We start from the raw sequence: 20102 nt of genomic DNA on the forward strand, positions 1-20102 counted from the left end.
GAGACCCACACCAGACCCACGTTCGCCGCAACCGCGGCGAACGGCGATGAAACACGCCCTCACGCAGGAGAAAAGTCATGACGGACAGCACATCCCGCGTCGCCATCGTCACCGGTGGCTCCCGGGGAATCGGCAGGCGCACCGCCGAGAAGCTCGCGGCCGAGGGCTACTCGGTCGTCATCAACTACGCGGGCAACGACGTCGAGGCCAAGGCCGCGGTCGACGCGATCACCGCGGGCGGTGGCAAGGCCGTCGCCGCGAAGGGCGACGTCAGCGAGCCCGAGTCGGTCAAGAAGGTCTTCGACCTGGCCGAGCGTGAGTTCGGCGGCGTCGACGTCGTCGTGCACGCCGCGGGTGTGATGACCGCGCCCACCCCGATCGCCGACACCGACTTCGAGGTGCTCGACCGGGTCCACCGCGTCAACATCCGCGGCACCTTCGCGGTGGCGCAGCAGGCCGCGCGCCGGGTCCGCGCGGGTGGCGCGATCATCACCTTCTCGACCTCGGTGCTCGGCACCTCGTTCCCCGGCTACGGCGTCTACGTCGCGACCAAGGGCGCGGTCGAGGCCATCACCATGGTGCTGGCCCGTGAACTGCGCGGCCGCGACATCACCGTCAACACGGTGGCGCCCGGCCCGACGGCGACCGACCTCTTCCTCGACGGCAAGGACGAAGAGACCATCGCCAGGCTGGCCGCGCAGACGCCGCTGGAGCGCATCGGCACTCCCGACGACATCGCCGCGACCGTCTCCTTCCTCGCCGGCCCGGCCCGCTGGGTCAACGGCCAGGTCCTGCGCACGAACGGTGGTCTGGTCTGATGAACATCCTCATCACGGGAACTTCGAGCGGTATCGGCGCGCTGAGCGCGCGGGCGCTTGCGCGGGCGGGGCACACCGTCTACGCGGGCATGCGCGAGACCGAGGGCCGCAACGCGCCCCGAGTCACCGAATTACACGGCTACGCCAAGGAAAACGGGCTCTCGTTGCGGGCCGTGGAACTCGACGTGAGCAGCCAGGAGTCGGCCGACGCGGCCGTCGAGCGGCTCATCGCCGAGCAGGGCACGCTCGATGCCGTGCTGCACAACGCGGGGCATCTCGTCACCGGCCCGACGGAGGCGTTCACCCCCGAGGAGATCGCCAGGGTCTTCGACACCAACGTGCTCGGCACACAGCGGGTCAACCGTGCCGCACTCCCCCACCTGCGCAAGCAGGGCAAGGGATTGCTGATGTGGGTGTCGAGCAGCAGCACCCGCGGCGGCTGCCCGCCGTTCCTCACCCCGTACTTCGCCGCGAAAGCCGCGATGGACGCCTTCGCGGTGCACTACGCGGCGGAGGTGGCCAGGTTCGGTATCGAGACCGCGATCATCGTGCCGGGCGCGTTCACCACTGGCACCAACCATTTCCCGAACGCCGGGCACCCGGCCGACCAGGCCAGGCTCGCCGCCTACGACGAGCGCTACCACGGCGTGCTCGACGAGATCACCGGCAAGCTCGCCGCCATGACACCGCCGGACGCGGACGTCGCCGCGGTCGCGGACGCGATCGTCGACGTCGTCGGCCGTCCGCACGGCACACGGCCGTTCCGCACGCACATCGACCCGAGCCACGACGGAAGTGAAGTGGTCAGCGCGGTCGCGGATCGGATCCGCGAGGAGTTCTACCACCGCATCGAAATGGCGGATCTGCTGAGCCCCGCGGCGAGTGTTTAAGCCAGGCTTGAAATAGCTGTCCGGTCATCGAAGATCACGTACCGTGCCCGTTGTGGGGATGCGTATCGCGGTCATCGGAGGTGGCCCAGGGGGTCTGTACTTCGCGATCTTGGCGAAGAGACAAGACCCCGCAAGGGAAGTGACGGTGTGGGAACGGCACACCACCGGCGATCGCTTCGGTTTCGGCCTGGTGTTCTCGGACGAGACGCTCGACCGCATCGCCGACGCCGGGACCGGGATCGCCGCGGCCATGGCGCGCGAATTCGTGCGCTGGTCGGATATCGAGGTCCACTATCAGGATCGCGTGCAGGTCGCGGGCGGGCACCGGTTCGCCGGGCTCGGGCGGATGACCTTGCTGCGCATCCTGCGTGAGCGGTGCGCCGAGCTCGGTGTCGGGCTGCGGCACGGCACGGACGCACCGCCGGTCGACGAACTCGCCCGCTCGCACGATCTCGTGGTCGCGGCGGACGGCGCGAATTCGCCGGTGCGCACCAGATACGCCAAGGTCTTCCGCCCTCGGCTGGACGTCAGCCGGTGCCGCTACATGTGGCTGGAGACCGACCGTGTGCTCGACGCGTTCACCTTCGCGTTCGTCCAGACCGAGCACGGACCGGTGCACCTGCACGCGTATCCGTACAGCGGGGACCGCAGCACCGTGATCGTCGAGACGGACGAACACATCTGGCGTGAACTCGGCTTCGACCGCCACGCCGCGGAACCCCGCTGGCCCGGCGAGTCGGACGAACGCAGCGTCGCACTGTGCGAGGAGCTTTTCGGCGACTTCCTCGACGGGCACCGGCTGCTGCCGAACAACTCGCAGTGGCTGCGGTTCTCGACCGTGCGGACGGCGACCTGGCGCGACCGCAACATCGTGCTGCTCGGCGATGCCGCACACACCGTGCACTTCTCCATCGGCTCCGGCACCAAGCTGGCCATGGACGACGCGTTCGGCCTCGCGAGCGCGCTGGACGGGACCCCAGAGCTGGAAACGGCGCTGGAGGCCTACGAAACGGCCCGGCGACCGGTCGTCGAGTCCTACCAGCGCGCCGCGCAGTCGAGCCTCGAATGGTTCGAGTCGGTCAGGTGGCGCACCGGCCAGCCGCCGGAGGAGTTCGGCTTCACGCTGCTGACCCGCAGCGGACGGCTGAGCCGGACGAAGCTCCGCTCACGCGACCCCGGCTACGTCGCGGCGGTGGAGTCGTGGTTCGACCGGCGAGCCGGTGGCACCGGCGAATCGCCGCTGGAGCCGGTCGAGCAGCCGTTTTCCTTGTGTGGCAGGCGATTACCGAACCGGCTCGTGGCGGACCTGGCAGAGACGGGCGAGCCGCACGAGGAAGCCGGGCTCTATCTGACCGAGCCGCTGAGCCTGAGCGACGATCACCAGGCTTCGCGCTGGGCGAGGCGGATCGCGGCGCTGCGGCAGCGTGAGGACGCCTTGTTCGGCGCGAGACTGTCCGGCTCATGGGACTCCCCTGCCGTGCGACGAGCGCACGAAGCCGGGTTCGATCTCGTGGAAATCCCGGTACCGCGGAAGAAAGTGCTCGACACGGTCGCCGGGGCACGCGCGGACTGGCCGGACGACAAGCCGTTCGTGGTCCGGCTGGAGCGCACCGGCGAGTCGGCCGAAGAGTCCGTCGCGCTCGCGCACTCGCTGGCCAAGCTGGGTGTCGACGCGATCAACGTCAGCGGCGCGACCTCGCTCGGCGAGCGGATCAGGCTCGAAACCGGCATGCCCGCCCTCGTCCCCGGCGCGGTGTCGTGGGAGGAAGCCAACGCGCTCCTGCTCAGCGGCCGCGCGGACCTCGTGAGCCTCGGCTCACGCTGAAACCAGGTAACAAGAGAAAGGGAAACACCGTGGAGACCGCAGAAAAGACGCCGTTGTCGGTGGTGAACGAGTTCTTCGACGCGTTGGTGCGCGGCGACATCGCCGCCGTCCGCGCGACGCTCGCCGACGACGTCGTCTGGCACCAGCCAGGCGACCACCCGCTGGCGGGCTCGTTCCGGGGCGCCGACGTGGCGCTGGCCGCGATGGCCGAGTTCCCCGGCCGCAGTGGCGGCACCTTCCACGTCGACCACTTCGACCGGATGGCCACCAACGAGATGGTGGCGGTCACCTTCCACCTGACCGCCCAGCGCGAGGGCCGCGAGCCGCTCGACCTGCGCGGCGTCGATCTCATCAGGGTCGCGGACGGCCTGATCGCCGAGGCCTGGGTGTTCTCGAACGACGTCGAAGCCGAAAACGCCTTCTGGCGCTGAGAAAGGGATCCCCAGGTGAGCGAGTCAGCCGCAGCAACCGGTCCGGAGCCGATCCTCGATCTGGCGTTCGGGTTCTGGGCGTCACAGGCACTGCTGAGCGCCGTCGAACTCGGCGTGTTCCGCGCGCTTGCGGGCGGCCCGCTCGAATTCGGCGAACTCCAGGCGGCCACCGGAATCCGGCGCGGCGCCCGTGACCTGTTCGACGTGCTCGTCGCGTCGGACATGCTGGACCGCGACGCCGGCGGCCGGTACTCGCTGACCGAGCTGACTTCGCTCTACCTGGACGAAACCAAGCCGGACACCTACCTCGGCGGCCTGCTCGAGATGGCGAACCGGCGGCTGTACCCGTTCTGGGGCCACCTGACCGACGCGCTGCGCACCGGCAAACCCCAGAACGAAACCCGCCACGGCGGCGACTTCTTCCCCACGCTGTACGCCGACCCCGACCGGCTGCGCGGCTTCCTCCGCTCGATGAGCGGCCGGAGCATGGGCGCGATCCGCGCGCTCGTGGACGCCTTCCCCTGGAAGGACTACCGCACGGTCACGGACGTCGGCTGCGCGCAGGGCACCCTGCTCGCCCACCTGGTGAAACGGCATCCGCATCTGGCCGCGACCGGCTTCGACCTGCCCGCGGTCCAGGCCCCGTTCGAGGAGCACGCCGCACGACTCGGCGTGCCGCTCTCGTTCGCCGGCGGCGACTTCCTGGCGGAGCCGTTGCCGGGCTCCGAGGTCCTGATCTTCGGTCACATCCTGCACGACTGGGATCTGGACCGTAAGCGTGAGCTGATCGCGAAGGCGTACGCCGCGCTGCCGCCGGGCGGGGCGATCATCGTCTACGAGGCGCTGATCGACGACGAGCGGCGGAGCCACGCCTACGGCATGTTGATGAGCCTGAACATGGCGGTCGAGACAGAGGGTGGTTTCGACTTCACCGGCGCGGACTGCGCCGGCTGGCTCCGCGACGCCGGTTTCGTCGACACCTCCGTGCAGACGCTGACCGGGCACGAAGGCATGGTCGTCGGCTTCAAGCGCTGACAGGGCCGGGATAAAGCGGGCTTTACTCCCGGGGATAAAGCCCGCTTTATCCCCGGGAGTAAAGCAGGCTTTATCCCGGCTTAGTAGGTGATGGCCAAGGCGTTGACGGCCAGGGTGAGCTGGGTCAGGGCGCCCGCCACCGCGGTGGCCGTGGTCGGTGCGAGGTCTCGGGCGGCCAGGTCGGTGAGCCGCCGGTGCAGGTCGAGCAGCTCGGCCTCGTCCGCCGACAACGGGGTACCCAGAAGGTCCACAGTGGACTCGATCTCGGTCGTGGTCATCGGCTCGCTCCCAGCGGTGTGGTTCGGGTGTCGACGAAACGCCGGGCCTTGAGCTCGAAGCGCGGTAGGGACCCGGGCGAGGCGAGTTCGAGGCGGAACTTCAGGCCTTCGTGGGCTTCCGAGAGTCGTCTGCCCAGGTCCGCGGGAACACCGGTGCCGGACTCGACGCGCACCACGACCTCGTCGCGGATGCCCGAGCGCTCGAAAAGGACCTGGAACTCCGTGATTTCCGGGAACTGGCGGACGATCTGCTCGACCGCGCGCGGGTAGACGTTGGTGCCGCGGATGAGTTTCATGTCGTCGGCGCGGCCGAGGATGCCGCCGCGGTAGAGGTCGAAACCCCTGCCACAGCGGCAAACGTCGTGGGGTACGCGCTCGACCAGGTCCGCCGTGCGGTAGCGCAGCAGCGGGGTGCCCGCCCTGCCGAACGAGGTGACGACGCGTTCGCCGACGACGCCGTACGGGACCGGCTCCAGTGTCAGCGGGTCGAGTACCTCCTCGATCACCTGGTCTTCGATGAGGTGCATGCCGCCGGGGTGGTGCGCGCACTCGAACGTCGTGATCGTGCCGACCTCGGTCATGCCCGCGGTGTCGTGCACGGCGGCGCCCCATGCCCGCTCGATGAGCGCGCGGGTCTCGGGTATCGAGCCCGCGGGCTCGCCGGACAGGATCAGCTTGCGCACCGGTGAAGCGGGCAGGTCGATGCCGAGTGAGACCGCCTCTTCGGCCAGGCGCAACGCATATGTCGGAGTGGACGCGACGACGGTCGCGCCGAAGTCGATGATCTGCCGCAGACGGGAACCGGTGGTCTGCGCGCCGCCCGGCACCACGAGCGCGCCGATGCGCTGGGCCGCGTCATGCAGTCCCCAGAAGCCGATGAACGAGCCGTAGCCGAAGGCGATATACGCCGTGTCGTGCGCGCGGACGCCCGCGCCCCAGAGCCCGTACGCCCACATTTCCGCCACCCAGGCCCAATCCTGGCGGGTGTCGAGCGCGCGCAGCGGGGTGCTGCCCGAGGTGCCCGACGTGGTGTGGACCCGGATCGAGGCTTCCGGTGTGATGACCGGGAGGTCGCCGAACGGCGGGTTCGCCTCCTGGCCGCGCATCCATTCGGCCCTGGTGAGCAACGGGATGCGGCGCAGGTCGTCGAGTCCGCGCAGCTGGTCCGGCTCGAAGCCCGCTTCGGCGAATGTGCGGCGGTAATGCGCGCTCGACAGCGCGCGACGGCAGAGTATGCGCAGCTTGGCCAGCCGCAGCGAATCGAGTTCCGCACGGGCGAGCGTTTCGGTTTTCGGATTCCAATAGGGTGAGCCGAGCATACTTTCGAATGTAGCAGCGCGCGCCATATCCCCCAGCGTGATTCAGGAACGTTTCAAGCATGGTTGAAACAGCGCGGATTCGGTTGCCGTCATGGTGGTACGCCACTACTTTCGGGCAGATGGGGCGTGCGGTGAAAATCCTGTTGCAGATCGGCAGCATTCGCTTTACCGCTTATTATTGGGTGACATTCCTGCTGGGTCTCGGCGTCGTCGGCGAACTGTCGGTGAGAGCGGCCGCGCTGGCTTTTCCGTTTTGGGCGCTTTATTGCGTGTGCACCGAACTGGTGAACCGGATCGCCGATCGCCGCGAGGACGAAGTGAACCGGCTGGAGCGCACGGCATTGTGCCTGGCCTTGGGCTGGCGCCGGGTCGGCGTGCTCGCCGTCGCGGGCTGGTCGGCGCTCATCGTGGCCGATATCGCTTGGCTCATCAGGGAACCGGGCACCCCGTTGCTGTTCATGCTGGTGTACGCCGCCGTGATCAGCCTGTCCTACTCGTGGGGTCCCCGGCTGAAGCAGCGCCCGATACTGGGCCAGCTCACCCTGACCATGCCGCTGGTGATGCCTTATCTCACCGGCATAGCGCTCTCGGATGACTGGCGGCTGATGGCCGCGCCCGGACTGCCCGGCGCGGCGATGCTCATGGTGCTCGCGCTCGGCCTGGTCGGTATCAAGGACATCACCGACGTCGAGGGTGACCGGCTGATCGGCTACCGCAGCCTGTGGGTTCGCCTCGCCGAGGCGAATCGCCGGTGGATGGGCCTGTCGGCGGCGGCGCCGTTGATCCCGCTGACCGTGCTGGCGCTGGCGGGCTGGCTCCCGGCGCGAACACTCACGCTGTGGCTGCTGGTCCCGTTGTCGTGGGCGACGATCGCCGTGGCCGCCCGCGCGGTGGGCACCCCGGTCACCTACGCCGCGCGCGAGGTCATGCACTGCCATCTGGCGCTGTGCCTGGCGGCCACGCTGGCCGTGACCGTGTTCACCCCGCTCGCGGTGACCTGCGCCGGGCTCGGGCTCCTGTTCTGGCTGGCCGCTTCGCGGTACGCGCACTGGGGCCCGTCACTGAGCCGGAACGACGTCGCCGACTGGCTCCGGCTGCTCGGCGGCGTGCGGAAATCGAAGACACAGGAGGCTTGATGGATCTCGAATCGACACGGGGACAGGTGCGCGGGATCGCGCTGGAGATCCTGGAGCTCGACGCGGCGGAACTGCCCGCCGACGCCGACTTCTACGAGGTCGGCGGTGACTCGCTGGCGTTGCTGGAGCTGATCACGAAGGTGGAGAAGGAGTTCGGCGTCCGCTTCGACGACGAGGTCGCCAACAGCCTGCGGTCGGTCGAGGACATCGTGCGGGAACTCCATGCCGCTGCGTGAACCACTGCCGTCCGACGTGGTGGTCACCGGCTGCGGCGTGGTCTCCCCCGTCGGCGTCGGCACCACGGCGTTCGGCGCCGCGATCACCTCGGGTGTCGTCGGCACCCGCGAGGTGCGGCGGTTCCCGACCGACGGCTACGGCACCCACCGCGCGGGCGAGGTGCTCGATCTCCCGCTGGACGAGGACCTGCCGCGGTCGGTGGGCTACGTGCTGACGGCGGCCGGTGAAGCGCTCCGGCAAGCGGGACTCGATCCGTCCGCCGCCAGGGTCGGCTTGGCGCTCGGCACGGTCATGGGCACCCGCCCGCACTTCGAAGAGCTGATCCGGCGTGGCGGTGACCTCGACGGCGACGCGAACTGGGCGTCGCCACACGCGCTGACCACCGTCCCGGCCGGGCGGCTGGGTCTGCGCGGGCCGAGGACCGTGCTCTGCACCGGATGTTCCGCGGGCAACGACGCGCTCGCGTCGGCGGCCGAGGCGATCCGGTCGGGTGCGGCCGACGCGATGCTCGCGGGTGGCGCTGACGAGTTGTCCGAGACCGTGTTCGCGATGTTCACCAGCCTGCGCGCGCTCGCCGCCGACGCGGTGCGGCCGTTCGACCGGAACCGCGGCGGCCTCATGCCTGCCGAAGGCGCAGGCCTGCTGGTGCTGGAAAGCCGCGCGTCCGCAAGGAAACGCGGTGTTCCGATACTCGCCGAAGTGCTCGCGGGCGCGTCGGCCTCCGACGCGCATCACATGACCGCGCCGCACCCCGACGGCGCCGGACTCCGGCGATGCGCGACAGCGGTGCTGGAGCGCTCGGGCACGCCCGCGGCCGAGGTCGGCTACGTCAGCGCGCACGGCACCGGCACCCCGGCGAACGACGCGCTGGAGTCCAAGGTGCTCGCCGACGTGTTCGCCGGGCCGAGGCGGCCTGCCGTCTCCTCGATCAAGGGAATGCTCGGACACGCCCAGGGCGCGGCCAGCGCGATCGAGTCGGTGGCCTGCGTGCTGGCGCTCAACAACGGCCTGCTGCCGGGGAATCCGACGCTGACCGAGCCAGATCCGGCCTGCGAGGGCGTCGATCTCATCCAGGGTGACAAACGGGAGGCCGAGATCAGGTACGCGCTGAATGTGGCGCACGGATTCGGCGGCACGGTGTCGGCTGTCCTTTTTGGAGCGGCATGAACCGGGAAGTGGCGATTTCGGGGCTGGGCGCGGTGACCGCCGCCGGAACGACGCCCGACGAGCTGTTCGACGCCTTGCTGGCACGGCGGTCCTTCTACCGTGACGATTTCGCCGGCTTGGCCGCCTACTCGGTCCCGCCGCCGGTCGCCGAAGTGCTCGGCACCAAGGGTGTGCGGACACTGCCGCGCGACGTGCGGATGTTCCTGTGCGCCGCGCTGCCCGCGGCCGCCGGGCTCGAAACCGTTGCCCGTGACCGGATCGGCGTCGTCTGCGCAACGCTGGACGCCGGACTCGGCGAATACGCGAGCGTCTTCCGCGCGACCCGCGAGGAAGGCCGCGTCGGCGCGAACCCGGCGCTCGCGCCGTACACCGGGTTCAACGCGGTCACCGCGGCCACCACGATCCGGCTCGGCGCGCTCGGCCCCGGCCTCACGCTCTCGTCCGGCCCGGCGGCCGGGCTCGAAGCGCTCATCACCGGGGCCGGGATGGTCGCTGACGGCACCGCCGACGCGGTGCTCGCGGGCGGCGTCGACGTGCTCACCGGCGACCACCCCAAGACCAGCGGGCCCATGGTGCCCGGCGAGGCAGCGGCCGCACTCGCGCTCACCCCGGCAGGCCCGGACAGCGACGTCGTCGTCGCCGCGACCGGCGCGGCGACCGCGCTACCCGGGACCGATTTACGGGACGCCGTAAGGGAAGCGATCGCCCAAACCGGCGCCTCAGCCGGTGCGGTCCTCGTGACCGGCGATCCGGCCGTCTCCGACGCGCTCGGGCCGGTCCCCGTCTCGGCCATCACGGGCACGACCGGGAGCGCCCGAGGCGCGGATGGAGCGCTGCTGGCGTTGACGGGCGTGCTCGCGGTGCGCCGCGGGATCGCGCCGACCGGGTCGCCGCTGCGCGAACCTTCCGTGCTGTGCCTGGCCGCCGAGCCGGACGGGCGCGTCTTCGCCGTGCTGCTGCGGGGAGCCCGATGAACGCCGTGACCTGGTACCTCGACCGCCACAGCGCCGAGGGCCGTGCCGCGACGCCATGCCTGCACTACGAAGGCCGCGAGGTCAGCTACGGCGAGCTGCTGGAGCTTTCCCAGCGTGCCGCCGGGCTGCTGCGCGGCGCCGGAGTCGGCGAGGGCGACCGCGTCCTCATCGCGATGGACGACAGCCCGGTGACCGTCGCCTGCGTCTTCGGTGCCCTGCGGCTGGGCGCGATCGCGGTAGCGGCGAACCCGAAACTCGACCGGGCCGAACTGCGGAACCTGGCCGAACGCGCCGGCGTCCGCGCGATGTTCCTCGCGAACGAACTGCCGGGCGAGACCGTCTGGCTGAGCGGTCCCGAGCTGGACGCGGCGCTGGCCGAAGCAGAGCCTGTGCTCGATGTGGCCGAGGTCGGACCGGACGCGCCTGCGTTGATCCAGTTCACCTCGGGCAGCACGGGCACCCCGAAAGGCGTGGTGCACCGGCATTCCGGGCTGCTGGCGCTGCCGCGCACCACCGGCGCGCGGTTCGGGCTGACCCCGGCCGACCGGTGTTTTTCCACGCCCAAACTGTCCTTCGGCTACGGCTTCGGCAACTCGGTGCTCCTGCCGTTCGCCGCGGGCGCGAGCAGTGTCCTGCTGGAACGGCCAGCCGACCCGTACGCGGTCGCGCACGCGCTGCGCACCGCGCGGCCGACGATGTTCTTTTCGGTCCCCGCGCTGTACGCGGCGTTGCTCAGCACTCCGGACCGGCTCGACTTCAGCGGTGTGCGGTGCTGCGTCGTCGGCGGCGAGGGCCTGCACGCCCGGCTCGTCGAACGGTGGCGTGAGGTCACCGGGCACGACCTGGTCAACGCGCTCGGGTCGACCGAATGCCTGCACATCGTGCTCGCCTCCCGGCCGGGGCGCGCCGACCTCGGCGATCCCGTGCCGGGCGTCGAGGTGAAGGTACTCGGCGAGAGCGAAGGCGAGGCCTATGTGCGCGGCCCGCTGACCGCGTCGCACTACTGGAACGCGCCGGCCGAGACCGCCGACGTCTTCCGCGACGGCTGGGTGCGCACCGGCGACGTGCTGCGCCGTGAGCAGGACGCGTGGCACTACGTCGGCCGTACCGACGACATCGTGAACGTCGGCGGGTTCAAGGTCGTCCCGTCCCATGTCGAAGCCCGGCTGCTGGAGCACGAGTCGGTCGGCTCGTGCGCGGTCGTCGGCACCTCGGCGGGCGAGTTCGCACTGTCCACTGTGGTCGCCTACGTCGTGCCGGCCGGCGAGCACGCCGACCTGGAACGGGCGCTGCGCAGGCACGCCCGCGCGCGGCTGGCGCCACCGGAACGACCGGCCCGCTACCTGTTCACCGACCGGCTGCCGACCACGGTCACCGGCAAGGTCTCCCGATTCCGCCTGCGCGAACTCGCGAACTCTGTGGAAGGACAACGATGAACAACCCGATCCGGACCGCCGAAGACCCGGCGGTCTACTTCGACCCGCTCGGCGAGACGTTCCGCGAGGACCCGTTCGAGCTCTACCGGCGCCTGCTGGAGGAGGCGCCGGTGCACCGCGGCGCGATGGGCGCCTGGTTCGTCACGCGCTACGCGGACGTCGCGACCCTGCTGCGTGACGGCAGGCTCGGCAAGGAGTTCACCCAGTCGTCGTTCTTCGACGAGCTGGAGGCGGTCACCCTGCAGCCGCGGTTCCTCGAGCGCGCGCCGGAGGACCCCGACAAGCCGTTCCTGCTGTGCGACCCGCCGTTCCACACCCGCCAGCGCGCGCTGCTCACCCAGGCGTTCAGCCCGGCGGTGGCGCGCGGCATGCAGGCCGAGATCGAGCGCATCGTCACCCAGCTGCTGGACGAGGCCGAGCGCAAGCCCGACTTCGACGTCGTCGCCGACCTCGGCGACCCGTTGCCGCTCATGCTGCTGGCGAGCCTGTTCGGTGTGCCCGCCGAGGAATACGACGAATACGCCAAGCTGGCGACCACCCCGGCCGGGGCGCTCGACGTGCTGCAGGACCAGTCTCCGGAAGCGGTCGCGCAGCGACGCGAGGAGCTTGAGGCGTTGCAGCGGTACTTCCTCAAGCTGATCGAGCGCCGGCGTGCCGAGCCGGGCGACGACCTGGTCACCCGGCTGCTGAACGCCGCTGTCGAGGGCGACAAGCTCACCGATGGCGAGGTCGTCTGCGCCTGCATCGTGCTGATCGTCGCGGCCTACGGTGCGACGAAATGCTTCGCCGCCAACGCTTTCCTGATGTTCGCGCGCTACCCGGACCAGTACGACCGGCTGCGCGAGCACCCGGAGCTGGCCGAGTCCGCCGTCGACGAGGTCTCCCGCTTCGAGCCCCCGGTGCACGCCGTCGGCCGCGAAGCCACCGCGCGCATCGAGCTCGACGGCCACGTGATCGAGCCAGGCGACACGGTCATGCCGCTGATCGCGGCCGCCAACCGCGACCCGGAGAAGTTCGAGAACCCCGACGTGTTCGACATCGGCCGCGCCAACCACAAGGCCCAGATGGGCTTCGGCGTCGGCGTCCACTACTGCCCCGGCACCGTCCTGTCGAAGCCGGCGGGCGCGGCCTTGTTCCGCGAGCTGGCCAAGCGCTACCGGCGCATCCGCCTCGCGGACGCGCCGCTGGAGTACAAGCCGGGCTTCGGCCTGCGCGGCCCCGAGCGCCTGCACGTGGTTTTCGAGTCCTGAGGACCGGGATTTAGCGGGCTTTACTCCCGGGGATAAAGCCCGCTAAATCCCCGGGAGTAAAGCGGGCTTTATCCCCGGGGTGTACTCAGAGCAGGCGGCGGATGGGCACGGCGCCGCGTGCGCGCTTGCTCCACTCGCGCGGGTAGCCGAGCGAGACCTCTTCGAAGCGGACGCCGTCGGCGTGCGTCGTGCGCGGGATGTGCAGGTGGCCGTACACCGCCAGTTCCGCGCGGTAGCGGACGTGCCAGTCCTCGGTCTCGGTCGTGCCGCACCACATCGCGAACTCGGGCCAGTAGAGCGGCTCGGTCGGGTGGCGGTGCAACGGCCAGTGCGACATCAGGATCGTGCCGTGGTCTTCGGGGATCGCGTCGAGCCGCTCGGTGCTGAGCTTGAGGCGCTCGGCGCACCACGCCTGCCTGCTCGGGAACGGGTCAGGGTGCAGGAAGTACTCGTCGGTGCACACCACGCCGGCCTCGCGCGCCTGCCCGAGCGCCTCCTCCAGCGAGACGTCGCGTGCCGCTTTCGTGCGCCAGCTGTAGTCGTAAAGCAGGAAGAGCGGCGCGATCGTCAACGGGCGGTGGCCGTGTTCCCAGACCAGGTAGTCGTCCTCGGGCGTGACGACGTCGATCTCGCGGCAGCGCTCCACGAGGTGTTCGTAGCGGGCCTGGCCGCGCAGCTGGCAGGTGTCCTTCTGAGTGGTCCAGAGCTCGTGGTTGCCGGGTACCCACGCGACCTTCGCGAAGCGGCCGCGCAGTGTGCGCAGCACATCGACGACGATATCGACCCGCTCGGCCACGTCGCCGGCGACGAGCAGCCAGTCGTCGGGGGAATCCGGGATGACCTGGTCGACCAACGGGGCATTGCCCTCGTGGGTCACATGGAGATCGCTGGTCGCGAACAAGCTCGGCACTCCCCCACCGTACCTAGACCGGCTGGAGTACCGCCTTCCGCACAAGCCCGGTCAGCACGACCACCGCGCCCGCCAGATGCAGCAACGCCTGCGCGTTGAGCAGCGCGGTCAGCCCGACGACGTCCACCAGCGCGCCAGCGGCGAGCGAGCCGAGCGCCGTGCAGCCCGCCATGGCCGCGAACGCCGTGCTCAGCACCCGCCCGACCTGGGACGGCGGTGTCTCCGTCTGGATCACCGTCAGCAGGCCGGTGCCCGCGAAAACGCCTGGTCCGCCGACGATCGCGAACAGTCCGATGTAGACACCGAGCGCGGTGGTCAGCTGCGGGCCGTTCCAGATCAGCAACGTCACCACGCTCAGCGCGAGCGAACCCCAGCCGAGCAGTTTCTCGGGCGCGACGCGTTTCGCGGCCGTCGCGACGAGCACGCCCGCGACCAGTCCCCCGATCGCCTGCACGCCGCGGAGCAGCCCGGTTTCCGCCTCGCCGCGGCCGAGCACGGTGAGCACGAACAGCACGAACTCGACCAGGAACATCCCCTGCGCCAGCGACGAGAGCACGACCCACACGCTCGCCACCCGCAGCCGGCGGCTGTCGCGGATCGCGGCGAGCCCGGCCACCCACGCCCGGATCACAGGCTCCCGTTCGGACGCCGTCGCGCGCACCGCGTGGAACGGCTTGAGCAGCACCGCGAACGCGATCACGAGCGTCCCGGCGTAAGCGGCGACGACCCAGCCGAGACCGGCCGTGCCCAGCACCAGCCCGCCGAGCCAGCCGCCGGCGAGCCGGGCGACGTTGCCGTTGACGCTCATCAGGCCGTTGGCGGCGGTGACCCGGTCGGGCCCGACGAGATCCGGCACCAGCGCCGACCGCGCGGGCTCGAACAGCGACGCGAGCGCCGCCTGCCCCGCGACGACCAGGTAGACGACGGCTTGGCCGTCCGCGAGCAGCAGCGGCAACGCGACGACGGCCTGTCCCGCGCACACGAGGCACAGGAGCCGTCGCCGGTCGGCGCGGTCGGCGAGCACGCCGGCGACCGGGCTGAGCAGCAGCGCGGGCAGCAGACCGAGCGCGATGCTCGCGGCCGTCGACGCCGCGGACCCGGTCAGGCGGTAGAGGTGGATCGGCAGCGCGACCTGCAGCATCCATTCGGCGGACTCGGAGAAGAACGCCGCGGTCCACAGCCTGGCGAACGCGGGTTCCCGCAGCGGCCCGGTCATCGCGACGGCTTCCCGTCCGCCTCGACGCGCGGCACCGCGCGCAGGCCGACGTGCACCGGCCGGGCGTCGTCGGGCGCGTCCTGGCGGATCGGCGCGACATAAGGACGCAGCAGCGCGTCGATCTGACCGACCAGCGCGGTCAACTCCGAGGGCGTCACGCGCAGCGCGTAGAAGTTGAAGCCCGCGGCCGCCTGCCACTCGGGTTCGAGCTGGTCACGGGTGTCGAGAAACCGTTGGGTGAGCTGCTGGTCCTGCCCGAGCATCGCGGCGGCCACGCCGAGCGCGGCGGGGTCCAGGTTGTCTTCGAGTTCCAGCCCGACGTGCTTGGCGCGCCAGGGACGTTCCCTGCCGTCCTCGGCGTCCACGCGCTCGACCAGGCCGAACGCGGCGAGCTGACGCAGATGCCAGCTGCAGTTCGACGCCGACGAGTCGACGGCCTCACCGCACTCGCTCGCCGTGCGCGGGCCGACGGCGCCCAGGTAATCGAGCAGCGCGGCCCGCAACGGGTGCGCCAGCGCCCGCAGCAGCGCGGCGTCCCCTACTCGTTCGCGCGGTGGCAGCTCGGTCATGCCTCGGCCCCAATCTGAAAGACTTCTTTCGAAAGTACTCTTTCAGACTTCGCGTCGTCAAACTCGGGGGTTGCTAATACAACAGTCGTTGCGTTAGAGTGATCGCACTATGGACAACTGACGCCCTCACCCCACCCGCGCCCGAGGCCTTCGCCCGGCGGGTAGTTCGTTCTCGTACCCCAAGGGCTGATGTCTCATGTCTTTTTCCTTGCATGCTCGCGATCTCGTCTTCTCCTACGGTGACCGTGTCGTCTTCGACGGCGTGTCCTTGAAAGCGGGCGCCGGGCAGCGGCTCGGCCTCGTCGGCGAGAACGGCATCGGCAAGTCCACGCTCCTGCGCCTGCTGGCCGGGGTGGAGGAGCCGCACGGCGGTTCCGTCGAACTCGGCGGTGACCTGGGCTTCCTGCTCCAGGAGCTGCCGTTCGACCAGGCCGACACGTTCGCCGACGTCATCGACGACGCGCTCGCCGAGATCCGCGTCCAGGCACGCAGGCTCGACGAACTCGCCGAGCGGATGGCTAGTGAATACACAGCGGCGCACAGCGCCTCCGTTGAGGGTGGCGGTGGGCGACGGGCGGGCGAGTCCGCGGTCCCCGAGTACGGCCGCGTGCTCGACTGGGCGCAGACGCACGAACTCTGGGACGCCGACCGGCGCGCCGAGATCGTCTGCGCGGGCCTCGGCCTGGCGGGCATCTCCCCCGCTCGCCCGCTCGGCACGCTTTCGGGCGGCCAGCGGTCCCGGCTGGGACTGGCCGCGTTGCTGATCAGGCAACCGGAGACCCTGCTGCTCGACGAACCGACCAACCACCTCGACGACGACGCGATGGAGTTCCTCGAAAAGCACCTGTCCGCGCTCGCGGGCGTCGTGGTGCTGTCCTCGCACGACCGGGTCTTCCTGGACGCGGTCTGCACCGACATCGTCGACCTCGATCCGGCACTCGGCGGCCCGACCCGCTACGGCGGCGCGTACACGGAGTACCTCGGCCACAAACGCGCCGAGCGCGCCCGATGGGAGCAACGCTTCGCGGAAGAACAGGAACAACTCAAGGAGCTGAAGGAATCCGTCGCCGTCACGTCGCGCGCGGTCGCCCACAACCGGCCGCCGCGCGACAACGACAAGATGGGCTACAACTTCTTCGGCGGCCGCGTGCAGAAGCAGGTGTCACGGCGAGTCCGCAACGCCCAGCTGCGCCTCGACGAGCTGAACCGCGACCAGGTCCGCAAACCACCGGCGCCGCTGAAGTTCGCCGGGACGCTCACCGGAGCCACCGACGAGGACCGGCTTTTGCTGTCACTGCGCGACATCGACGTGCCCGGCCGTGTCCACATCGGACAGCTGGACGTGCCCAGCGGCGCCCGCCTGCTGGTGACCGGCGGCAACGGCGCCGGCAAGTCGACGTTGTTGTCGGTGCTCGCCGGTAACCTCGCTCCGGCGAGCGGTTCGGTTCAGCGGGCGCGTGGCGTGCGGGTCGGCATGCTCGAGCAGGACGTCGTCTTCGCCGACCCAAGTTTGTCGGCGCGCCAGCTCTACGTCGCACCCGAGGGCGCGCCGACGCTGAGCCAGCTCGGCCTGCTCGCGCCGCGCGATCTCGGCAGGCCCGTCGGCACGCTCTCGGTCGGGCAACGACGCAGGCTCGCGCTGGCGTTGCTGCTCGCGGACCCGCCGCACGTCCTGCTGCTCGACGAACCGACCAACCACATTTCCCTGACACTGGCCGAAGAACTGTTCGCCGCGCTCGAAACCGCGCCGGGCGCGGTCGTCATCGCGTCCCACGACCGCTGGCTCCGGCGCGACTGGCAGGGCGAACGCCTGGCTCTAAGGCCGTACGAAGGGTGAGATGCCGAAACACACCGCGTAGAGGAACATCCCGGCCGCGAGGCCGCCGTCGAAATCGGCCAGATCGAAGGCGGCGTAACCGAAGAAGACCGCCAGCAGCGCGCCGACGAGGACAGCGAACGGAGTGCGTTGGTCGACGGACTCCAGGTACGTGGAATCACTCATGCCCTACACACGCCCGGCCGCCCGCCAAGGTTGCCTCGCGTCAGGGGTCGTGAGCGTTTAGGCCGGTTAGAACCGGCCGGAACGCTCACGACCCCTGCCCGCGAGTGCCCGGTTACTTGCGGCCGAAGGCGTAGATCACCTCGGCGGTGAGCAGCAGCTCCTCGTCGGCGCGCAGCATGCGGGCGATCGAGGTGGTGAAGTCGCGCTCGAAGCTTCGCGTCTGCTGGGCGGTGAGCGTCGACATCGCGTCGTGGTACGTGCCGCGGGCGTGCGCCTCCCAGGCGTACGCGAGGTCCGCGCGGGCGAACCGCAGCGGCTCCTCGGTCACTTCGAGCGGGCTGAACCCGGTGTCGCGCAAGACAGTGCGGCACCGGGACGCGGTACCGAGCGGGGCGGCCGGATCGTCCAAGGTGAGCCCGTACGCGCTCGCGTGCTCGCGGAAGAGCCGTCCCGCGACCGGGAAACCCGCGCGCATGGTCGAGAACCCGACGATGCCGCCCGGCTTGAGCACCCGGTGCCACTCCTCTATCGCGACCTCGGCAGGCAGGTAGAGCATCCCGGCGGAACACAGGACCATGTCGAAGAACGCGCAGGGGAACTGCTCCAAATGGGTGGCGTCCGCTTTGAGGAAGCCGACGTTCGGCAGCCGGACCGTCTCCTTGGCGACGTCGAGCATGCCCGGTGAGAGGTCGACGCCGGTCACGTGCCCGGTCGGCCCGACGGCGAGCGCGGCGGCCCCGGCGGCGAGCCCGGTGCCGGTCGCCGCGTCGAGGATGCGCAGGCCGGGCGCGGGGGCTGCGAGTTCGACGAGACGCTCCGCGTAACGGGCATGCCAGGTGTTGCCTTCGTAGGTGGCCGCCCGCCGGTCGAAGACGGTCTTGATCCCCTGGGCACTGTTCATGCCACTCTTACGCACTAGCGGCCGGATCGGTTGCTTTTCCTCCGCTTCCTCACCCGATCGATCACGAAGGTCATCGGCAGGATCGCGAGCACCGCGGCGAAAGCGACCGTGTGCAGGTGATTGCTCATCGTGTCGTCGTAGTCGGGTCCCCTGACCAGAGCGACCACGGCCACAAGCACGAAGACCAGCGACACCATCGGGCAGATCACGAACACCGCGGCGTCGACCTTGCGGCTCGACGCGTCGCGCTCGAACTCATCCTCGCGCGCACGAGCACGAGCCGCCCGCCCGCGCGGGACCTGGTCGCTGCCACCGTGGCGCTCAATCCGCTGCTTGCGGCCCATCGGCCGGATCGGGTCCTCGTTGCTCATACCGGCCACACGCGACGCGGGCGGGACCGGTTGCCCGGTCCCGCCTGTGCGCTACAGCACGATCCCCAGCAGCGCGTCGACGGCGGTGCGCACCAGACCAGGAGCGCCCGCGTCGGTTCCGCTGCGCTTCAACGCCTCGTCCGCCCAGGCGTCGATGGCGGTGAGCGCCCGCGGCGTGTCCAGGTCGTTCGTCAGGTGGTCGCGCACCCGCGCGACCAAGTCCTCAGCGGACGGTCCGGCGTCGAGCGAAACCGCTTCACGCCAGCGCGCGAGCCTGGCCTGGGCGTCGGCGAGGAGCGCGTCGGTCCACGGGCGGTCGGCGCGGTAGTGCCCGGCGAACAGCGCGAGGCGGATGGCGGACGGGTCGATGCCGTCGGCTCGCAGGCGCGACACGAAGACCAGGTTGCCGCGCGACTTGGACATCTTCTCGCCGTCGAGGCCGATCATTCCGGCGTGGACGTAGTGCCGGGCGAACGGGTGGTCGCCCGCTTGGGCCTCGGCGTGCGCGGCGCTGTACTCGTGGTGCGGGAACGCGAGGTCCGAGCCGCCGCCCTGGACGTCGAAGGCCAGGCCGAGGCGGTTGACCGCGATGGCGCTGCACTCGATGTGCCAGCCGGGACGCCCGGCGCCGAGCTCGGACTCCCACGAAGGCTCGCCGTCGCGGGCGGTGCGCCAAAGAAGTGCGTCGAGGGGGTGGTGCTTGCCCGCGCGGCCGGGGTCGCCGCCGCGCTCGGCGAAGAGCTTGGTCATCGTCTCGGCGTCGTAATTGGACTCGTAGCCGAAGCGGCCGGTCGCCGAGTGGTCGAAGTAGACGTCCGGGTGCTCGGGGTCGTCCACTCGGTACGCCGAGCCGTTGGCGAGCAGCTTGGCGATGACCTCGACGATCTCCGGGATGCTCTCGACCGCGCCGACGAACTCGCGCGGCGGCACGACGCGCAGCGCGACCATGTCTTCGCGGAACAACGCGGTCTCGCGCATGCCGAGCACGACCCAGTCGTCCTTGTCGCGCTCGGCGCGCTCGAGGAGCGGCTCGTCGATGTCCGTGACGTTCTGGACGTAGTGGACCTCGTGGCCCGCGTCCAACCACAACCGGTTGACCAGGTCGAACGCCAGATACGTGGCGGCGTGACCGAGGTGGGTCGCGTCGTACGGCGTGATGCCGCAGACGTAGATCCGGGCCACCTCACCGGGCGAGGTCGGGCGGATCTGCCCGGTCGCGGTGTCGTGGAGACGCAACGGACGGGGGGTCCCGGGGACCCGGGGCACGTCAACCGAAGACCAGCTCTGCATCCTTCGACTGTAAAGCGCGCCCCGGATCCCCATCTCGCCCGGTGGGA

The 20102-nt window shown here is 70.3% G+C and carries 21 protein-coding genes; 12 read left to right on the forward strand and 9 right to left on the reverse strand.

Annotated elements, in window-relative coordinates:
* Positions 1-77: 77 nt before the first annotated feature.
* The 5 genes from AB5J62_RS21880 to AB5J62_RS21900 are packed head-to-tail and all read left to right on the forward strand — an operon-like array spanning position 78 to position 4999.
* Positions 78-818, forward strand: coding sequence for an SDR family oxidoreductase (locus AB5J62_RS21880; protein ID WP_370941764.1), 741 nt, complete (start codon positions 78-80; stop codon positions 816-818).
* Complete coding sequence (locus AB5J62_RS21885) at positions 818-1708, forward strand: SDR family NAD(P)-dependent oxidoreductase (protein ID WP_370941765.1); 891 nt, start codon at positions 818-820, stop codon at positions 1706-1708. The genes AB5J62_RS21880 and AB5J62_RS21885 overlap by 1 nt, the downstream gene beginning before the upstream one ends.
* 58 nt (positions 1709-1766) lie before the next feature.
* On the forward strand, positions 1767-3533 hold the full coding sequence (locus tag AB5J62_RS21890) for an FAD-dependent monooxygenase (RefSeq protein WP_370950313.1): 1767 nt from the start codon (positions 1767-1769) through the stop codon (positions 3531-3533).
* Between the two features lie 29 nt (positions 3534-3562).
* Entirely contained in the window at positions 3563-3964 is a 402-nt protein-coding gene (locus tag AB5J62_RS21895; protein ID WP_370941766.1) for a nuclear transport factor 2 family protein, read from the forward strand.
* A gap of 15 nt (positions 3965-3979) precedes the next feature.
* Positions 3980-4999 (forward strand): methyltransferase, encoded by a 1020-nt coding sequence (locus AB5J62_RS21900; protein WP_370941767.1) that lies wholly within the window; start codon positions 3980-3982, stop codon positions 4997-4999.
* Between the two features lie 80 nt (positions 5000-5079).
* Here the strand turns inward: AB5J62_RS21900 and AB5J62_RS21905 are convergent, their stop codons facing one another.
* Together AB5J62_RS21905 and AB5J62_RS21910 are read right to left on the reverse strand one after the other, a co-directional pair.
* Entirely contained in the window at positions 5080-5277 is a 198-nt protein-coding gene (locus AB5J62_RS21905; protein ID WP_370941768.1) for a hypothetical protein, read from the reverse strand.
* Positions 5274-6596, reverse strand: coding sequence for a phenylacetate--CoA ligase family protein (locus tag AB5J62_RS21910; protein ID WP_370941769.1), 1323 nt, complete (start codon positions 6594-6596; stop codon positions 5274-5276). The genes AB5J62_RS21905 and AB5J62_RS21910 overlap by 4 nt, the downstream gene beginning before the upstream one ends.
* A 119-nt stretch (positions 6597-6715) precedes the next feature.
* Here AB5J62_RS21910 and AB5J62_RS21915 point away from each other — a divergent pair, with 119 nt between their 5' ends.
* Genes AB5J62_RS21915 through AB5J62_RS21940 form a run of 6 tightly spaced genes read left to right on the forward strand, consistent with a single transcriptional unit; the run spans position 6716 to position 12796 of the window.
* Entirely contained in the window at positions 6716-7732 is a 1017-nt protein-coding gene (locus AB5J62_RS21915) for a UbiA family prenyltransferase (protein ID WP_370941770.1), read from the forward strand.
* Positions 7732-7968 (forward strand): acyl carrier protein, encoded by a 237-nt coding sequence (locus AB5J62_RS21920; protein ID WP_370941771.1) that lies wholly within the window; start codon positions 7732-7734, stop codon positions 7966-7968. The genes AB5J62_RS21915 and AB5J62_RS21920 overlap by 1 nt, the downstream gene beginning before the upstream one ends.
* Positions 7955-9136, forward strand: coding sequence for a beta-ketoacyl synthase (locus AB5J62_RS21925; protein ID WP_370941772.1), 1182 nt, complete (start codon positions 7955-7957; stop codon positions 9134-9136). The genes AB5J62_RS21920 and AB5J62_RS21925 overlap by 14 nt, the downstream gene beginning before the upstream one ends.
* Positions 9133-10110 (forward strand): beta-ketoacyl synthase N-terminal-like domain-containing protein, encoded by a 978-nt coding sequence (locus tag AB5J62_RS21930; RefSeq protein WP_370941773.1) that lies wholly within the window; start codon positions 9133-9135, stop codon positions 10108-10110. Before AB5J62_RS21925 ends, AB5J62_RS21930 begins: the two co-directional genes overlap by 4 nt.
* A complete protein-coding gene (locus AB5J62_RS21935) occupies positions 10107-11546 on the forward strand; it encodes an AMP-binding protein (protein WP_370941774.1) in 1440 nt (479 codons plus the stop codon). Before AB5J62_RS21930 ends, AB5J62_RS21935 begins: the two co-directional genes overlap by 4 nt.
* Positions 11543-12796, forward strand: coding sequence for a cytochrome P450 (locus AB5J62_RS21940; protein WP_370941775.1), 1254 nt, complete (start codon positions 11543-11545; stop codon positions 12794-12796). Before AB5J62_RS21935 ends, AB5J62_RS21940 begins: the two co-directional genes overlap by 4 nt.
* Before the next feature lie 85 nt (positions 12797-12881).
* Here AB5J62_RS21940 and AB5J62_RS21945 read toward each other — a convergent pair whose 3' ends face one another.
* The 3 genes from AB5J62_RS21945 to AB5J62_RS21955 are packed head-to-tail and all read right to left on the reverse strand — an operon-like array spanning position 12882 to position 15491.
* Positions 12882-13706 carry a metallophosphoesterase gene (locus tag AB5J62_RS21945; RefSeq protein WP_370941776.1) on the reverse strand — a complete coding sequence of 275 codons (825 nt, stop codon included), beginning with the start codon at positions 13704-13706 and terminating at the stop codon, positions 12882-12884.
* Between the two features lie 13 nt (positions 13707-13719).
* On the reverse strand, positions 13720-14922 hold the full coding sequence (locus tag AB5J62_RS21950) for an MFS transporter (protein WP_370941777.1): 1203 nt from the start codon (positions 14920-14922) through the stop codon (positions 13720-13722).
* Positions 14919-15491 carry an ArsR/SmtB family transcription factor gene (locus tag AB5J62_RS21955; protein WP_370941778.1) on the reverse strand — a complete coding sequence of 191 codons (573 nt, stop codon included), beginning with the start codon at positions 15489-15491 and terminating at the stop codon, positions 14919-14921. The genes AB5J62_RS21950 and AB5J62_RS21955 overlap by 4 nt, the downstream gene beginning before the upstream one ends.
* A gap of 196 nt (positions 15492-15687) precedes the next feature.
* Between AB5J62_RS21955 and AB5J62_RS21960 the strand changes: the two genes are divergently transcribed.
* The gene (locus tag AB5J62_RS21960; protein ID WP_370941779.1) at positions 15688-17328 is read left to right on the forward strand and encodes an ABC-F family ATP-binding cassette domain-containing protein; all 1641 of its coding nucleotides are present in this window, start codon (positions 15688-15690) and stop codon (positions 17326-17328) included.
* Here AB5J62_RS21960 and AB5J62_RS21965 read toward each other — a convergent pair.
* From AB5J62_RS21965 to mshC, 4 genes are all read right to left on the reverse strand, one after another.
* Positions 17308-17493, reverse strand: coding sequence for a hypothetical protein (locus tag AB5J62_RS21965; protein ID WP_370941780.1), 186 nt, complete (start codon positions 17491-17493; stop codon positions 17308-17310). The two genes, AB5J62_RS21960 and AB5J62_RS21965, sit on opposite strands and share 21 nt — an antisense overlap.
* A 112-nt stretch (positions 17494-17605) precedes the next feature.
* Complete coding sequence (locus AB5J62_RS21970) at positions 17606-18394, reverse strand: class I SAM-dependent methyltransferase (RefSeq protein ID WP_370941781.1); 789 nt, start codon at positions 18392-18394, stop codon at positions 17606-17608.
* A gap of 14 nt (positions 18395-18408) precedes the next feature.
* The gene (locus AB5J62_RS21975) at positions 18409-18765 is read right to left on the reverse strand and encodes a hypothetical protein (protein ID WP_370941782.1); all 357 of its coding nucleotides are present in this window, start codon (positions 18763-18765) and stop codon (positions 18409-18411) included.
* 51 nt (positions 18766-18816) lie between these two features.
* Complete coding sequence (gene mshC, locus AB5J62_RS21980; RefSeq protein ID WP_370941783.1) at positions 18817-20055, reverse strand: cysteine--1-D-myo-inosityl 2-amino-2-deoxy-alpha-D-glucopyranoside ligase; 1239 nt, start codon at positions 20053-20055, stop codon at positions 18817-18819.
* Between the last annotated feature and the right edge of the window lie 47 nt (positions 20056-20102).

Origin of the sequence: Amycolatopsis sp. cg5 (genome assembly GCF_041346955.1) — a bacterium.
Taxonomy (GTDB): Bacteria; Actinomycetota; Actinomycetes; order Mycobacteriales; family Pseudonocardiaceae; genus Amycolatopsis.

Excerpts from the sequence above, each read along its gene's own strand:
- AB5J62_RS21880 (WP_370941764.1), top strand. The coding sequence starts at position 78 with ATGACGGACAGCACATCCCGCGTCGCCATCGTCACCGGTGGCTCCCGG.
- AB5J62_RS21885 (WP_370941765.1), top strand. The coding sequence starts at position 818 with ATGAACATCCTCATCACGGGAACTTCGAGCGGTATCGGCGCGCTGAGC.
- AB5J62_RS21890 (WP_370950313.1), top strand. The coding sequence starts at position 1,767 with ATGCGTATCGCGGTCATCGGAGGTGGCCCAGGGGGTCTGTACTTCGCG.
- AB5J62_RS21905 (WP_370941768.1), bottom strand. The coding sequence starts at position 5,277 with ATGACCACGACCGAGATCGAGTCCACTGTGGACCTTCTGGGTACCCCG.
- AB5J62_RS21910 (WP_370941769.1), bottom strand. The coding sequence starts at position 6,596 with ATGCTCGGCTCACCCTATTGGAATCCGAAAACCGAAACGCTCGCCCGT.
- AB5J62_RS21915 (WP_370941770.1), top strand. The coding sequence starts at position 6,716 with ATGGGGCGTGCGGTGAAAATCCTGTTGCAGATCGGCAGCATTCGCTTT.
- AB5J62_RS21920 (WP_370941771.1), top strand. The coding sequence starts at position 7,732 with ATGGATCTCGAATCGACACGGGGACAGGTGCGCGGGATCGCGCTGGAG.
- AB5J62_RS21925 (WP_370941772.1), top strand. The coding sequence starts at position 7,955 with ATGCCGCTGCGTGAACCACTGCCGTCCGACGTGGTGGTCACCGGCTGC.
- AB5J62_RS21930 (WP_370941773.1), top strand. The coding sequence starts at position 9,133 with ATGAACCGGGAAGTGGCGATTTCGGGGCTGGGCGCGGTGACCGCCGCC.
- AB5J62_RS21935 (WP_370941774.1), top strand. The coding sequence starts at position 10,107 with ATGAACGCCGTGACCTGGTACCTCGACCGCCACAGCGCCGAGGGCCGT.
- AB5J62_RS21940 (WP_370941775.1), top strand. The coding sequence starts at position 11,543 with ATGAACAACCCGATCCGGACCGCCGAAGACCCGGCGGTCTACTTCGAC.
- AB5J62_RS21950 (WP_370941777.1), bottom strand. The coding sequence starts at position 14,922 with ATGACCGGGCCGCTGCGGGAACCCGCGTTCGCCAGGCTGTGGACCGCG.
- AB5J62_RS21955 (WP_370941778.1), bottom strand. The coding sequence starts at position 15,491 with ATGACCGAGCTGCCACCGCGCGAACGAGTAGGGGACGCCGCGCTGCTG.
- AB5J62_RS21960 (WP_370941779.1), top strand. The coding sequence starts at position 15,688 with ATGTCTTTTTCCTTGCATGCTCGCGATCTCGTCTTCTCCTACGGTGAC.
- AB5J62_RS21965 (WP_370941780.1), bottom strand. The coding sequence starts at position 17,493 with ATGAGTGATTCCACGTACCTGGAGTCCGTCGACCAACGCACTCCGTTC.
- AB5J62_RS21970 (WP_370941781.1), bottom strand. The coding sequence starts at position 18,394 with ATGAACAGTGCCCAGGGGATCAAGACCGTCTTCGACCGGCGGGCGGCC.
- AB5J62_RS21975 (WP_370941782.1), bottom strand. The coding sequence starts at position 18,765 with ATGAGCAACGAGGACCCGATCCGGCCGATGGGCCGCAAGCAGCGGATT.
- mshC (WP_370941783.1), bottom strand. The coding sequence starts at position 20,055 with ATGCAGAGCTGGTCTTCGGTTGACGTGCCCCGGGTCCCCGGGACCCCC.